Source organism: Psychrobacter sp. M17(2026) (assembly GCF_055699815.1).
Genome location: NZ_CM146741.1, coordinates 2,256,997 through 2,271,850, shown reverse-complemented (window position 1 = coordinate 2,271,850; position 14,854 = coordinate 2,256,997). Strand labels below are relative to the sequence as shown.

Here is a 14,854-nt window from a genome sequence, read left to right as displayed (position 1 = left end):
AGGCTTAATACCCTAAACAAAGTTGAGCAAAAATACAAGCGTTTTAAGCAATCAAATGTAGAAAAAGTAGTTTAGAGCGCTTATTGCTTAGTGATTGCCTAGTAACTGTACTTAGAGCCTATCAGTGCTGCCAGTTATCATAAAAATCACAATACATTGATAAACGAACAAAAATATGACAAGTATTGAGCTAATAACATTTTAGCTATTTCAGAGGTTATCAGTAGTAGGTGTCACTACTTACTCGTCAGAGATGCTACAATAAGAGCTGTCGTGTTGTCAGTCAAAATGGCTGAGTGACGATTCTAATGTTGGTTTAATTTTGACTCATTTGCTGTTGCTTATTTATAAGACTCACTATAACCACTCAATTGAGATTTATCTAGTTTATGATAATTATCTTGAGTATTTATTTTATCTATAGTTGATAGATATCAAAGACTTACCGCTAATAATGCAACTTATAATGAGCTTTATTTATTTGAATACCTTTTTATATGACCTATTTAGTAGTTGTAAAGCAGTTAGCAACTATAGTAGCTCTAGTAATAAATTACATCACCAAACCTTTAAATGGCAGTTATTTTAAGGCAAAGAGACATACGTATGAATTTGCAGCGCGTTGATTTAAATTTATTGGTACATCTAGATGTATTGCTCAGAGAAAAAAACGTGACCCGTGCCGCAGAGCAATTGGGCATCACTCAACCAGCGATGAGTAATATTTTACGTCGCTTGCGAAAGTTGTTCAATGACCCTTTGCTAGTACGCTCATCAGAGGGTATGACACCAACGGAACGTGCGCTTGAGCTACAGCCGCGTATTCGTGAGATATTAGCTGATCTGACGCAAGTGCTTGAGCCGCGTACCGAATTTCGTCCTTATAGTACCTCGCGCGTATTTCGGATTATGACTTCTGATTATGCCGAGGCAACACTGGTACCTAAGTTAGTCAAGGCACTGCGCTCTGAGGCACCCAATGTAATATTAGATTTTTTGACCCCATCAGACGTCTCTTATCGTGATATGGAGCAGGGGCGAGTCGATCTAGCTATCAACCGTTTTAATGAAATACCGCAAAGCTTCCATCAAGTACTAGTGTGGCGTGATACTTTTAGCTGTTTATTATCTGCTGATAACTCTTATGCCAGTCGTTTTAATTTGAAGAATTATCTAAAAAGCCAGCATGTTTGGGTATCAAAGACAGGTATGGGTGTCGGCTTTGGGGTCAATCCCGAAAAGTCAGGCGGACTTGGCTCAATTGATCAAGCCTTGCAACGCTTAGGGCAAAAGCGTCAGATTAGTGTATTTACTCGTCACTATCAGATGCCTGCAATGCTCGCGGCTAATAAAGACTTGATTGCAACTTTGCCGACGCGTGTGGCACGTATGCAAGCGACTAATGACAGTATTATCATGAGAGAGCCGCCATTTTTTATACCTGAGTTTGAGCTGACTATGGCGTGGTCTCCATTATTGCAACATCATCCTGCGCATAGATGGTTAAGACAACTTATCATGCATGTCGCACGTCAAGTCGTTGCTGATGAAGAAAATAAAGAAGAAGACATACCAGTCATTAATCAGATTTTTTGAGTATTCTAAAAATGTATGAGACCAGCCTTAGTGCTGGTTTTTTTTGACTTTAAAACCTAACTAATAAGTAATATTAGTTAGGTAATCTTTATTATCGGGTCACATTGTTAACATCTTCCACACATTTTATAATATCTTGTAAAAGTGTAAGGACAATGTTTTGTTATGATTACTTAGTTAAATAAAAACGCAGATCATATATCGCTTTTGATAAGCAGTGTTCGATAACTGCACAAATGCATGTGAATAATGAAATTAATTTAAAATAACACTAATTCAAAACAATATTAGGATAATAACCATGGCAGATATTACTACTGTAAACCCAGCAACAGGCGAAGACATCAAAGAATATAACTATATGAGTAATGATGAGGTCAGTAAGATCGTTGACGCTTCTCATGAAGCATTTTTGCAGTGGCGCACTACCAGCCATGAAGAGCGTGCGAAGGTTCTTAACTCTATTGGCGAGACTTTGATGAAGTACAAAGAGGAGCTATCTCGTCTTATGACTGAGGAGCGCGGTAAACTTTACAGTCAGAGTCTACAAGAGATTGATTTGTGTAAAGCGATTTGTGATTACACTGCAGAGAAAGGTGTGGCCGCGCTTGCTGATGATGAACGTGACATCGAAGGCTTGAAAAAAGGTATTGTTACCTATCAGCCCATTGGCGTTATCTATGGTATGCAGCCTTGGAACTTCCCAGCTTATCAAGTGTTCCGCTATACGATTGCCAATCTAATGGCAGGTAACAGCGTTCTGCTTAAGCACGCAGCAAACGTGACTGGTTCTGGCTTATTAATTGAAAAAATATTCCATGAGTCTGACTTACCGAATGATTTGTTCCGTACTATTCTAATTGATCACGACCAGTCAGAAAAATTAATTGGTAATGATAAAGTACGCGGCGTGACGCTTACTGGTAGTGATGGTGCAGGTAGTATCGTTGGTCAGCAAGCAGCAAAAGCAATCAAAAAAGCAGTTCTGGAGTTGGGCTCGAATGACGCATTTATTGTTTTAGAAGATGCTGACTTAGAGCTTGCAGTACAAACTTGTACGCTAGCGCGTCTGATCAATAATGGCGAGACTTGTGTTGCTGCAAAGCGCTTTATCGTCGTTGACAGCTTATATGATGAGTTCCGTAAGCGTATCGTTGAAGAGTTTGCAAGTAAAAAAGCAGGCGACCCAATGGATGACAGCTCTGATCTTGGCCCACTAGCGCGTAAAGATCTGCAAGAAAAACTGCATGAGCAAGTGGAAGAGAGCGTAAGTAAAGGCGCTACTATATCAGTTGGTGGTAAATTACCAGAAGGTAAAGGAAGCTTTTATCCAGCGACTATTCTAGAGAATGTTGAAAAAGGTCAACCAGCCTATGATGATGAGCTGTTTGGTCCAGTAGCATCTCTAATACGTGCCAAAGATCAAGATGATGCTATGCGTATTGCTAACGACAGCCGTTATGGATTGGGTGGTGCTATCTTCTCTAAAGATGAAGACAAAGCCATCCGTCTAGCTAATGAGCAGTTTGATACGGGTATGGTCTATATCAATGGCTATGGCCTCGCAAATCCAGCATTACCTTTTGGTGGTGTGAAAAACTCGGGTCATGGTCGCGAGCATGGTGGTTTCGGTATTAAAGAGTTTGTAAACATAAAAGGTGTACACGTTCATAATAGTTAAGAACACGTACAGATTTTAAAGTTAAAACGCTTTAAATATTGAATACCGAAAAGCCCAGTCATTCATAAATTGAGTGACTGGGCTTTTTTGTGGTCGATAGTTTTAAATAGTTACTACTTTTCTTTGCTCTTTGACATTACTTTAACTGTTTAAATATAGCTTCCAAGGTAGTGTCGGCATACAGGTGTGTTGCTGATTAGATAATTGCTCGTTGTGCAACGGCAATACACCTTTAGCTAACAACAAAATGGTCCAAGGCAGTAGCTGATGTTCAAGCTTTTGCACACGCGTTTGCAGGCTATTAGCAGTATCTTTTTGAAGAACTTCTAGCAGGGCTTGGGTGAGGACAGCGCCCGCGTCGAGATCAGCGGTGACAATGTGAATGCTACAGCCGTGCTGACGCTCACCTGCTTGTATAACACGCTGATGAGTATCCAAGCCCTTATAAACAGGCAATAGGGAAGGGTGTAGATTAATCATCGGCGCAATACTGCTATTGATAAAATCAGCACTTAATACGCGCATAAACCCAGCCAAAAGAATCAAATCGGGCTGCCACTCATCAAGCTGCGTGCTGGCGTGACGCTCAAAAGTTTTAATCGTCATGCGCTTGCCACTATCGGTATGGGATAAAACAGCAACGGGAATATCCGCCCTTTGAGCACGGGTGATAGCAAAGGCATCATCACGATTACTAATGACGCCGACTATCTCAATCGGTAGCGCACCTGCTTGCATCGCATCTATCAGAACTTGTAGATTACTGCCATTACCTGAAACCAAAACGGCAACGCGTAACGGCTTGTTATGAATTTTTGTATGGCTGTCTGACATTAACGGTACACCACAGCATCCGCTTCGCGACTAACCATTTCACCTAATTTCCATGCTTTTTCGCCAGCATCATTCAAGGTTTGGATAGCAGCTTCTGCTTTATCTTTTGGTACGACGATAACAAAGCCGACGCCACAGTTAAAGGTGCGGTACATCTCACTTCGCTCAATATTGCCCTGGGTTTTTAGCCATGTGAATAGCTCTGAAAACTGCCAGCTGTTGGTATCAATGCTAGCGGCTAAATTATCCGGTAATACCCGTGGCAAGTTATCTGTCAGGCCACCACCGGTAATATGTGACATGGCATGAAGGGCAGAACTACCAAGGCTATCTTGCAGGGCTTTAATAGCTTTCACGTAGATGCGAGTTGGTGCCATTAGCGCGTCTTGTATAGGCTGTCCATCCAGCTGCTCAGTGCTAGTGGTTACATCGATACCACTAACCTCTATCACCTTGCGCACCAGCGAGTAGCCATTAGAGTGTGCGCCACTAGAGGCAAGGGCGATTAACACATCGCCTTCGCTGACGTTGTCACCAGTGATGACCTCTGCCTCTTCAACGACACCAACGCAGAACCCTGCAAGATCATAATCGTCATCTTGGTACATACCTGGCATCTCAGCGGTCTCACCACCGATAAGCGCACAATTTGCAAGCTTGCAACCCGCGCCTATACCTGTGACTACAGTTGCTGCGACGTCGATGTCAAGTTTACCTGTGGCATAATAATCTAAGAAGAATAACGGCTCAGCACCGCAAACTAATAAATCGTTAACGCACATAGCGACCAGATCAATACCGATCGTATCGTGACGGTTTAACTGTAGTGCCAGCTTGAGCTTAGTACCGACGCCATCCGTACCAGAGACTAGAAGGGGAGAAGTGTAGCCAGTAGGGATACGACATAGAGCGCCAAAGCCGCCAAGTCCACCGACCACCTCAGGACGGCTAGTAGCTTTTGCTACCGACTTAATACGCTGAACTAAGGCGTCGCCTGCATCAATATCGACACCAGCATCTTTGTAGCTTAAAGAGGGCTTATCACTCATGGTCATCTCACCGTTAAATAATGAATTGGGTTACATAGGGAATTAGTAATGAATAGTTCATAATTCATAATAGTGGGCGCATTATAACCAATAACGGCACTCAATAATAGCAAGCAAAGCAGGGTCATTATCTACATGATTGTCAGTGATATAGCCGCTCACTCACAATGACGATATAGATTAGAGGAATGAATAAGCACTAAAACACAAAAAAAGACTGCTTTTTTTATTTACTCTGCGATAATGAGGAATTTACACTGCACAGACCCTAGATATTCAATATTTTTTTATTTCAATTATTGTCATACAAATATCAGCTCAAACTTAGGATTACTTTTAATGATTACTCAAACCATAGATCCTTTTTTCAGACGGTTGTTTATCGTCATAGCTGTTGTCATAGCTTTGCTGCTATTGAACATGATGCTACCTGTAATCGTGCCTTTTGTTTTTGCTTTTGTACTGGCTTACCTGTTTAATCCCTTAGTAAAAAAGCTATCAAGATATGTTAGGCGCTGGATCGCGATTATTGTCGTTTATGCCACTATCACTTTAGGGATGGCATTATTATTATGGTGGCTGGTACCAACCTTGTGGTATCAATTGCAAGCCGCTTGGAATTATTTACCAAAAATATTTATTTGGTATAATGAGGTCGGACGCGAATGGCTGGCTAGTAATACCCGTATTAAGATGCCTGAGTTGGAGATTAAGGGGTTGTCTGAGACCTTAGTTGAGTACATGCAAACGCATTATCAGTTCTCAGATGCCAGTAACTGGATGAATCAAGTATTAGCTTCAAGCATGAATTTTGTCAATAATGCGGGCCTAATAGTGCTCGTGCCTATTCTCACCTTCTACTTTTTATTTAATTGGGACAAGCGTCTACTCAGTTGGAAAATGGCGATACCTACCGCTTATAGTAAAAAGGTTATTGCTGTAGCACAAGAGTGTGATCGGGCTTTGATGGAGTTCGTCAAAGGGCAGCTGCTGGTTATGGTGCTTTTAGGGGTTATTTATGCGGTTCAGTTGCAGCTGATCGGTCTTGAACTTGGACTGATTATTGGCATGGGCGCAGGTATTGCCAGCTTTGTCCCTTATTTGGGTTTTGGTCTAGGGTTTATTGCCTCAATTATCGCAGGCTTGTTTCAATTTGGCTTGGATTGGTTTCATTTATCTTTGATAGCTGGGGCATTTCTGGTGGGTCAGGCGGCCGAAGGGTATGTGTTACAGCCCTTGCTATTAGGTGATAAAATCGGTCTATCGCCGCTGTGGGTTATCTTTGCCGTATTAGCGGGAGCAAGTTTGCTAGGTTTTGTCGGGATGCTTATCGCTCTACCTGTATCCGCGGTACTCAATGTGTTGTTCCGTCACTTGTATGCTTATTATCAGACTACCGACTTTTATAGAGGTCGTAAGCAGCTAGAGCTGTTCGAGAAAAAATAGCGGTAGCTTGTTTGGAGCCTTAGACTAGGTATAACAAATAAAGTAGACATAAGATAAAAAGCAAACTTTATAACACGCCATAAGAGCAGTTATAGCGTGTTATGTTCTTTGATAGTATTTTGTTTATTGAGAGCCACTTAAGCTCTGCTAACCGTAAAGGACTTGTCAGTCATTTTGCAAATATGGTATATATAGGCGTGGTAGCTAATATTTTGGCTATTGATAGCCATAAAACCTACTCTTTATCAGTAACGCTAATATCTAGCATTTTATATTTGATTGCACTGTGCAACCTAAGTTGACGATTCATGGCAAAAGTACAGCTAAGTCTCAATCTGGATATTAAACATGATGCAAGTCTCAGCGACTTTTCAGGTCCTGGTTGGATGTCGATTATTGATGCCGTACGGCAGTTACATGTCGGCCTAATCGGTCAGCTGTATCTGTTCGGCAGTCCTGCTACTGGCAAGTCGCATCTGTTATCCGCTATTTGTGAGTCTTTTATTGAAATGGACAAGACAGCGATCTGCTTATCTTTAGATGAGCTGATACATGCTGATGTCGATGTTTTATCCTCTCTTGAGAATTTTGATCTAATAGCTATCGACGATTTAGAAGTACTTGAACGTAGTAGCCAATGGCAAGAAGCTCTGTTTCATCTAATAAATCGTAGCCGTGAAGGGCAACGTCAGTTGCTATTCGCCGCGAATATGCCTGCCAGTAGCTTGCCCTTTAAACTGAGAGATCTGCTGACTAGATTAGCGCAAGCACCTGCCTTTAAAGTGCCAAACGGTCACAATTTAGCGGATCGTCAAGCGCTTATGCAGTCTATCTTGCGTCGGCGTGGTTGGCAGTTTGATGAGCGTATATTGAGTTACTTGCTTAATGAAGGTCCGCATCGTATCGGTGCGATGATGGAGGTGCTAAATTATATTCAGCCGATGTTCTCAAACTTAGGCCGAAGTAATATCTCCAAAGCGGTGATCAGTGATGCACTATTGACTATTGATGAGCAGACTTTAGCCGCTGAGCTCGCTGATATCTCTATAGAGACACAAGTTGATAATGACGCTGCCAATCAGGATCAACATACTATGCCGTTTGATTTTTAGAATAAGAATGTACTGATTGCTAGCAAATTAGTCTATGCTAGCAATACCTACATTGAACTATATCGAAACCTTCTACTATTGATAGGATATCTTATGACCCTTTTTACCTCTAAGCTAAAAAAACTCACTACTGCCGCACTATTAATGAGCGTAGGATCAGTCTCTGTGCTATCGCATGCAGAGGTAACGTTATTGGTAGATGACAATATCAAAGTCACCGCTATTAATGGTCAAGAGCTTAAGCAAAGCATATTTCAGCCGCTAACCAAGCAGTTTACTTTGCAACCTGGGCAGCATGTGCTCACTGCAAAGTATGATCGTCTTTACAATTTGCCGCGTGATGAACACGACTATCTGCGCTCAGGCAATATCAGTGTGGCCGCAGACTTAACGGATAATCAGACCTACCGTTTGACTATGCCGGGTCAGCCAGAAGATTATGGCGCGGCGAAAGAATATGCCCAGCAGCCGACACTAGCAGTACAACAAAATGACACGGTTATCGCAAGCCAACAGAGTGTAGCTGGCAATGAAGGTGGTATATTCTCAGGATTAGGCAAAGCAATTGGTGGGGTATTCGGCGGTAGCGGTGATGCGCAATTACAGAACCAACAAGCTATTGCTGCTTTAGGTCAGCCTACAGTCAATACTCAGACCAGCACACAAGTCAACACTGTCAACACAAGCCCTGCTATCGTAAGCGCGAACACCAATACTTATAGTGCAATCCCTACGTCTAATGTGAGCAGTGTAAGTCAAACTATTGCGACTCAGTCTACATCAACCCTAGATCAATTTATGCAGTTATGGCTACAAGCAACCCCAGCTGAGCGTGAAAAAATGCGTCAGTGGGCTGAAAAGTAATATAGTCAATTGATTTAAGTATTTAAGTTTAAGCAAAGACACAAAAAAAGCACTCAATATAGAGTGCTTTTTTATGGTTTAATTTAAAAATGTACTAGCCTAAAAATGCATTGTACATCCAAACTAGCTTTTCTTGCTGTTGTACATACTCATCAAGCAAGTCAGCAGTACCTTGATCTTCCGCTTCGGCCGCTAGCGCTGATACTAAACGTTGCTCTTCAATAAGAGCTTGCAGACCTGTGACAACCCCTTTTACACAAGCATTGCCATCATGGACGTTTTTATCCTCTTTAATGCTAGTATGCTGAGCAAAGTCACTATAAGCGTGCAGCGGAGTTTTACCTAGTGTCAAAATACGTTCAGCAATTTCGTCAATCTCTACTTGCAGGTTGGTATACAAGTCTTCAAACTGCTCATGTAGTGAGAAAAAATGCTCGCCCTTTACGTTCCAATGGTAGCCACGTACGTTAATATAAAATATATGATAGCTTGATAACAAATGGTTAAGTTTTTCAACAACAGCTTTCATATCTGCTCTTTCTAAACCAATTTGGTTCATAGTAGTATCTGTATTACTCATAATATTATCCTTTTAAGTGAGTGTTAAATTAAAAATAATTAATAGTAGATTTGCTAAGCACTGATCTTAGCATTGACAACCTGCTAGCTTTACATCGTTATTTTTATATAAACTAGTCAATAACAGTGTTACCTCTAATGACACCCATCATAACAAAACTTGGTAGATAAGTTAAATTAATTAAACTAACTATTACGATAGGTTTTATATAATAAAGTAACACCATTTACCGAGAAGATGAAAAGTTAAGATTTCAAGCGGTTAAATTAAGCTGGTGGCTGCAAGCTCTCAGGATTAAGCCCGCGAATAGGCACGACCTCCGTCAGATGTTGACGAATAGTATCTATCGGGAATTTTTGCGCTTGCAAACGCTTAGGAATAATTTGGCTACCCTGTTGACCTTTTACCTCAAACATCATAAAGATATAGTCGTCCGTCTCATCCCAGCTTTTTACCGCATTCCACGGAATAACCGCTTGTTGAGTTTGACCTGCCCGCATCTGCATGCCGCGCATCTGCGGATTAGCGATTAGATCAGGCTGATTAACGGGCATTGCCATCACTAAGCCATGCTTTTGTACACCAAGCTTCATTTGGCGCATCTCGTCAGGCATCTCCTGCTCAGCCACTTGTTTCTCAAATTGCTTTTTGACATACCACTTAAAGCCCAGCGTACGCACTAATAAATATATCACGACGGCCACGAGCATTAACCAAAAGATGATTGTTGAGTAACCTGTCAAAAAGACTAATCCTGCAATGGCTAATATGACGACTACCGCCATGATAATCCACTCTTTGGTCTTTAGGCTTTTGAGCCCAAAGCTGGGGCTGGCGTTAGTGAAGAGCTCGTACTGGGCTTGTTGAAACTCAGCCTCGGATAAATTTAGAGCGACAGGTTGCAAGGTATAAGGGTACAAGGCCATAAAGAGTGCTCAAATATTGGAATAAAATATGATGGTGACAGTGAAACAATACACTGCCTATAATTGACGTGTGCTTATCTTACCGAAAAGCGTCTATAAAAGAAACATATAAGCCTACTTGAGGCTTTTAATAAAAGTAATAAATAGGTAATGAGGCGCTATAAACTAGAAAACCTGCGCTAAATATAGTCAAATCTATTTGGTCTTGGTATCATAGCAGCAGTTTTAGACAGCTCTCTTGCCGTTTGATTATCCACATTTAGTGCTACAGGCCATTATTATGATCGATTCAAAACGCTTACGCGGTGACTTACTTGACTTAAAGCAGCAGTTAGCCACGCGCGGCTATACATTAGATATGGAATTTTGGCAGGCTATCGAGACTGAGCGTAAATCCTTGCAGATGCAAACCGAGGAGCTACAAGCTAAGCGTAATGCGGGAGCCAAAGAGATTGGCGCACTCAAAAAATCAGGTGGCGATGCCAGCGAGCTGATGAGCGAGATGCAAGGCATCAGTAGCGAAATCAAAGTTGCTGAAGATAATTTGCGTAGCTTGCAGGAGCGTATCAATACGGCGGCGATGCAAATTCCTAATATTCCCGCAAGCGACGTACCAGTAGGCGAGTCAGAGGATGATAATGTAGAAGTACGCAAATGGGGCACACCGCGTCAGTTTGATTTTGATATTCAGGATCATACCTTTGTTGGTGAGACTTTAGGTATGCTCGATTTTGAGGCGGCTATAAAACTAACAGGCAGTCGCTTTAACGTACTCAAAGGCCAGCTGGCACAAATGCACCGCGCTTTGATTCAATTTATGCTCAATACCCATACGATCAAGTACGGCTATACTGAAACTTATGTGCCTTATATCGTCAATGCTGAGAGTCTAAGAGGCACAGGCCAGCTACCCAAGTTTGAAGACGATTTATTTAAATTGACCAATCATACTAATAATGAAGATACCGACTTTTATCTTATTCCAACCGCTGAGGTACCGATGACCAATCTGGTCCGCGGCGAGCGTCTGGATATTAGCGAATTACCGTTAAAATTCACTGCCCATACGCCATGCTTTCGTAGTGAGGCAGGCTCACACGGTCGCGATACCCGTGGTCTGATTCGCCAGCATCAGTTTGAGAAAGTTGAAATGGTCAATATTGCAACCAGCGATCAATCAGATGAGTTACTTGAGGCGATGACAGGACAAGCAGAGTACATTTTGCAGCAGCTTAATCTACCGTATCGTACGGTGATGTTATGCACAGGTGATATGGGCTTTAGCGCGCAAAAAACCTACGATATCGAAGTCTGGCTGCCAAGCCAAGATACCTATCGTGAGATCTCTAGCTGCTCAAACTGTGGCGACTTTCAAGCACGACGTATGGGCACGCGAGTCAAAGACGGTAAACAAACCAGCCTTGCGCATACCTTGAATGGCTCGGGACTTGCGGTTGGACGTACGCTGCTAGCCATCATGGAGAACTATCAAAACGCGGATGGCAGTATCACTATTCCAGAAGTGTTGCGCCCGTACATGGGTGGTGTGGATACTATCTCGGCTTAGACCGTCCTAGCCTCAAAAGCGTCAAGATCTAAAAGTAGCAGCATTCAAGGGCATTTATCATGAAGAAGTTTTCTATCATAACTGAGCATTCAGAAACACCGAACCCTGAGTGGTTATCTATAGAATATCAAATCGTCGACTTGGTGGCTAAAGATAGAGATTTTATGGTTTTGATGAATAGCGATAATGAACAAGATTATATGCAAACGTGCTTTAATCAGGCAACCGATCAAACCGAAGGGTCGTACTGCTTAGAAGTACGGATTCCTACGGACAATGGCTTTAGGCATTATCAAGCTTTTACTGATGATGCCTTTAAGGTTATCGATGAATTTTCCCGATTTTATAAAAGTAAGCCGATAGATACTAGTTGGTATAGAGATATAACGGCTGAATTTAACGATTAAATTTTTTTCGTTCTTCTATAGATAACCTGTAGATGTTGGGTTTAAACACTATCATATAGCTACTAATGACGCTGTTGAAGTCATCACATACTTTTCTAATTTTTATAACAAGCAATATATAGATGTAGGCCAATTTAAAGATATAACAGGTGAATTTGATAAGCCAACTATCGTTACTGATAGTCAACTATAAGGTATAGCTATTTCTTAACGGGCGTTATATCAACTATGTTAATATAACGCCTAAAATTTACCGCTTATCTTGTAATTACGACGCTACATCTTCATAGAATTGACTTCAACCAAATATTTCTCTTATCGCCATAATTCTCATTCCAAACTAGGACACGCTATGCCAACCCCAATTAATGAACGCAAACTTGCCAACGCTATTCGCGTTTTATCGTTTGATGCGGTACAAAAAGCCAATTCTGGACATCCAGGCGCGCCGATGGGTATGGCGGATATTGCCGAGGTATTATGGCGTAAGTTTTTGCAGCATAACCCTGCTGATCCAAGCTGGCATAACCGCGACCGCTTTGTCTTATCCAACGGTCATGGCTCAATGTTGATTTACTCACTATTGCATTTGACAGGTTATGACGTTAGCGTTGATGATTTAAAAGGCTTTCGTCAGCTGCACTCAAAAACCCCAGGCCATCCAGAGCTTGGCTATACGCCAGGTATTGAAACGACTACTGGCCCACTAGGTCAAGGTATCGCTAATGCGGTAGGCTTTGCTATTGCAGAGAAGACTCTAGCTGCCCAGTTTAACCGTGACGGTCATAATATTGTTGATCATCATACCTATGCGTTCTTGGGTGATGGTTGCTTGATGGAAGGTATTAGTCATGAAGTTTGCTCATTAGCAGGCACGCTTAAGCTAGGCAAATTAGTCTTCTATTATGACGATAATGGTATCTCAATCGATGGTGACGTCGATGGTTGGTTCACTGATGACACCCAAGCACGTTTTGAAGCCTATGGCTGGCAAGTTATCAAAGTCGATGGTCATGATACCGGTGCGATTACCGAAGCCACTAATGCAGCGATTGCAGAGACGACTCAGCCAAGCCTAATTATCTGCAAAACTACTATCGGTGCAGGTAGCCCCAATAAGCAAGGCTCAGCGTCTAGCCATGGCGCGCCATTGGGTGATGATGAAATCGCCCTAACTCGTGATGCGCTATCATGGAAACATGGCCCATTTGATTTAGATGATGAGATCTACGAAGCGTGGGATGCCAAGCCAAAAGGCGATGTGCTACAAAAGAACTGGCAAGCAGACTTTGAGAATTATAAAAAGTCCTATCCTGAGCTGGCGGCAGAATTATTACGTCGCTTAGAGGGCGAGCTACCAGCAGACTTTAATGCCCAAGCGCAAGCTTATATCCAGCAAACTCAAGAGCAAGGCGGTGATGTTGCCAGCCGTAAAGCCAGTCAAAATGCCATCAATACCTTGCAGCCATTATTACCAGAACTTATGGGCGGTTCAGCGGATCTTGCAGGCTCAAACCTTACGCTATTTAAAGATGCTAAAGGCATCGAGACCGACGCTGATGGTAATTATATCTATTATGGCGTGCGCGAGTTCGGTATGACCGCGATTGCCAATGGTATCGCATTACATGGCGGCTTTATCCCTTATGTCGCAACCTTCCTTATGTTTATGGAATACGCGCGTAACGCCGTGCGTATGGGCGCTTTAATGCGCCAGCGCATCATCCATGTCTATACGCATGACTCAATTGGTCTGGGTGAAGATGGCCCAACCCATCAGCCCGTTGAGCAATTGACCAGCTTACGCACGACGCCAAACTTGCGCACTTGGCGTCCGTGTGATGCCACCGAATCAGCTAGCGCTTGGGTCGAAGCTATCAAGTCTGCACATAATCCATCAGCATTAATCTTTAGCCGTCAGAGCTTGCCACATCAAGCCCGTGATAGTGAGCAAGTTGCTAACATTACTAAAGGCGGTTATGTCTTAGCTAAAGAGCAAGGCGAGCTACAAGCTATTATCATCGCTACGGGTTCAGAAGTCGGTCTAGCTATGCAAGCGTACGAAACATTGAGCGCAAATGGCGTTGGCGTCCGAGTCGTGTCTATGCCGTGTGCCGAGATATTTGTAGAGCAAGAGAGCGATTATCGCGAGTCGGTATTACCAAGCAATATCCGCGCTCGTGTCGCTGTAGAAGCCGCCCATGTGGACTACTGGTATAAGTTCGTCGGCCTAGATGGTAAAGTCATCGGTATGACCACTTATGGCGAGTCGGCCCCTGCTGAGGATCTGTATAAAGAGTTTGGTATTACCTCTGATGCTGTGGTTGAGGCTGTGCAGAGTTTGACATGATTGATTTCTTACCTCCAATCGAGCACCGAATAGTAGTCGATGATAATAGTGACTATTATATGGTTATTGATTCAAAGAGTATTGCTAAAGAGGTTTATACAGTCGATAAAGTGATGCAGACCTATAATTCAGCTTGGGTTTATGTATTATATACCTCACCTTATATACCTTATACGCTTGATGAATATCAAAATAATGCTATAGCTTTTAATAAGTATAAGTTAGTTGTTAATTGTGACACTTATCAAAGTGCAGTTTACACGATGTATAATTATGATAGTGAAGGTAATGTAGTGATGGCACCTGAACTCAATACTGGCAATAATCTTCAACAGTCAGATTTTAGTAATATATCAAAAGGTTCGATTGGTGATATTCAAGCTAAAATTATATGCGAAGCCTTAAGTTTCTAAGAGAGCTATATAATCTGTTTTAAGTTTTA

Annotated in this window: 13 protein-coding genes; 9 read left to right on the top strand and 4 right to left on the bottom strand. The window is 42.2% G+C overall.

What is annotated here, in order from left to right; genetic code table 11:
• Positions 1-606 precede the first annotated feature (606 nt).
• Positions 607-1,596, top strand: a complete 990-nt coding sequence (locus ACR63T_RS09625) for a LysR family transcriptional regulator (RefSeq protein WP_201569750.1) — start codon at positions 607-609, stop codon at positions 1,594-1,596.
• Between the two features lie 301 nt (positions 1,597-1,897).
• Positions 1,898-3,277, top strand: coding sequence for an NAD-dependent succinate-semialdehyde dehydrogenase (locus ACR63T_RS09620; protein WP_472783844.1), 1,380 nt, complete (start codon positions 1,898-1,900; stop codon positions 3,275-3,277).
• 141 nt (positions 3,278-3,418) lie between these two features.
• Here ACR63T_RS09620 and purN read toward each other — a convergent pair whose 3' ends face one another.
• Both purN and purM read right to left on the bottom strand, forming a co-directional pair.
• The gene (gene purN, locus ACR63T_RS09615) at positions 3,419-4,111 is read right to left on the bottom strand and encodes a phosphoribosylglycinamide formyltransferase (protein ID WP_201569748.1); all 693 of its coding nucleotides are present in this window, start codon (positions 4,109-4,111) and stop codon (positions 3,419-3,421) included.
• A complete protein-coding gene (gene purM / locus ACR63T_RS09610) occupies positions 4,111-5,160 on the bottom strand; it encodes a phosphoribosylformylglycinamidine cyclo-ligase (protein WP_472783843.1) in 1,050 nt (349 codons plus the stop codon). Before purM ends, purN begins: the two co-directional genes overlap by 1 nt.
• A 339-nt stretch (positions 5,161-5,499) precedes the next feature.
• Between purM and ACR63T_RS09605 the strand changes: the two genes are divergently transcribed.
• From ACR63T_RS09605 to ACR63T_RS09595, 3 genes are all read left to right on the top strand, one after another.
• Entirely contained in the window at positions 5,500-6,606 is a 1,107-nt protein-coding gene (locus tag ACR63T_RS09605) for an AI-2E family transporter (RefSeq protein WP_472783842.1), read from the top strand.
• Positions 6,607-6,914: 308 nt separating this feature from the next.
• On the top strand, positions 6,915-7,718 hold the full coding sequence (gene hda / locus ACR63T_RS09600) for a DnaA regulatory inactivator Hda (RefSeq protein WP_472783841.1): 804 nt from the start codon (positions 6,915-6,917) through the stop codon (positions 7,716-7,718).
• Positions 7,719-7,811: 93 nt separating this feature from the next.
• On the top strand, positions 7,812-8,582 hold the full coding sequence (locus tag ACR63T_RS09595) for a DUF2057 family protein (RefSeq protein WP_472783840.1): 771 nt from the start codon (positions 7,812-7,814) through the stop codon (positions 8,580-8,582).
• 94 nt (positions 8,583-8,676) lie between these two features.
• On the opposite strand, the gene ACR63T_RS09590 is transcribed toward ACR63T_RS09595, so the two are convergent.
• Together ACR63T_RS09590 and ACR63T_RS09585 are read right to left on the bottom strand one after the other, a co-directional pair.
• Complete coding sequence (locus tag ACR63T_RS09590) at positions 8,677-9,162, bottom strand: Dps family protein (protein WP_472783839.1); 486 nt, start codon at positions 9,160-9,162, stop codon at positions 8,677-8,679.
• A 266-nt stretch (positions 9,163-9,428) separates the two neighbouring features.
• Entirely contained in the window at positions 9,429-10,088 is a 660-nt protein-coding gene (locus ACR63T_RS09585; RefSeq protein ID WP_472783838.1) for a YcxB family protein, read from the bottom strand.
• A gap of 280 nt (positions 10,089-10,368) precedes the next feature.
• On the opposite strand from ACR63T_RS09585, the gene serS reads away from it, so the two are divergent.
• The 4 genes from serS to ACR63T_RS09565 all read left to right on the top strand — a co-directional run bounded on the left by serS (position 10,369) and on the right by ACR63T_RS09565 (position 14,825).
• Entirely contained in the window at positions 10,369-11,655 is a 1,287-nt protein-coding gene (gene serS / locus ACR63T_RS09580) for a serine--tRNA ligase (RefSeq protein ID WP_472783837.1), read from the top strand.
• A 59-nt stretch (positions 11,656-11,714) separates the two neighbouring features.
• Positions 11,715-12,062, top strand: a complete 348-nt coding sequence (locus ACR63T_RS09575; RefSeq protein ID WP_472783836.1) for a hypothetical protein — start codon at positions 11,715-11,717, stop codon at positions 12,060-12,062.
• Between the two features lie 352 nt (positions 12,063-12,414).
• Positions 12,415-14,412 carry a transketolase gene (tkt, locus tag ACR63T_RS09570; RefSeq protein WP_472783835.1) on the top strand — a complete coding sequence of 666 codons (1,998 nt, stop codon included), beginning with the start codon at positions 12,415-12,417 and terminating at the stop codon, positions 14,410-14,412.
• Positions 14,409-14,825 carry a hypothetical protein gene (locus tag ACR63T_RS09565; protein ID WP_472783834.1) on the top strand — a complete coding sequence of 139 codons (417 nt, stop codon included), beginning with the start codon at positions 14,409-14,411 and terminating at the stop codon, positions 14,823-14,825. The genes tkt and ACR63T_RS09565 overlap by 4 nt, the downstream gene beginning before the upstream one ends.
• Positions 14,826-14,854: the final 29 nt, after the last annotated feature.

Coding starts and splice junctions, on each gene's coding strand:
- ACR63T_RS09625 (WP_201569750.1), top strand. CDS start 607: ATGAATTTGCAGCGCGTTGATTTAAATTTATTGGTACATCTAGATGTA.
- ACR63T_RS09620 (WP_472783844.1), top strand. CDS start 1,898: ATGGCAGATATTACTACTGTAAACCCAGCAACAGGCGAAGACATCAAA.
- purN (WP_201569748.1), bottom strand. CDS start 4,111: ATGTCAGACAGCCATACAAAAATTCATAACAAGCCGTTACGCGTTGCC.
- purM (WP_472783843.1), bottom strand. CDS start 5,160: ATGAGTGATAAGCCCTCTTTAAGCTACAAAGATGCTGGTGTCGATATT.
- ACR63T_RS09605 (WP_472783842.1), top strand. CDS start 5,500: ATGATTACTCAAACCATAGATCCTTTTTTCAGACGGTTGTTTATCGTC.
- hda (WP_472783841.1), top strand. CDS start 6,915: ATGGCAAAAGTACAGCTAAGTCTCAATCTGGATATTAAACATGATGCA.
- ACR63T_RS09595 (WP_472783840.1), top strand. CDS start 7,812: ATGACCCTTTTTACCTCTAAGCTAAAAAAACTCACTACTGCCGCACTA.
- ACR63T_RS09590 (WP_472783839.1), bottom strand. CDS start 9,162: ATGAGTAATACAGATACTACTATGAACCAAATTGGTTTAGAAAGAGCA.
- ACR63T_RS09585 (WP_472783838.1), bottom strand. CDS start 10,088: ATGGCCTTGTACCCTTATACCTTGCAACCTGTCGCTCTAAATTTATCC.
- serS (WP_472783837.1), top strand. CDS start 10,369: ATGATCGATTCAAAACGCTTACGCGGTGACTTACTTGACTTAAAGCAG.
- ACR63T_RS09575 (WP_472783836.1), top strand. CDS start 11,715: ATGAAGAAGTTTTCTATCATAACTGAGCATTCAGAAACACCGAACCCT.
- tkt (WP_472783835.1), top strand. CDS start 12,415: ATGCCAACCCCAATTAATGAACGCAAACTTGCCAACGCTATTCGCGTT.
- ACR63T_RS09565 (WP_472783834.1), top strand. CDS start 14,409: ATGATTGATTTCTTACCTCCAATCGAGCACCGAATAGTAGTCGATGAT.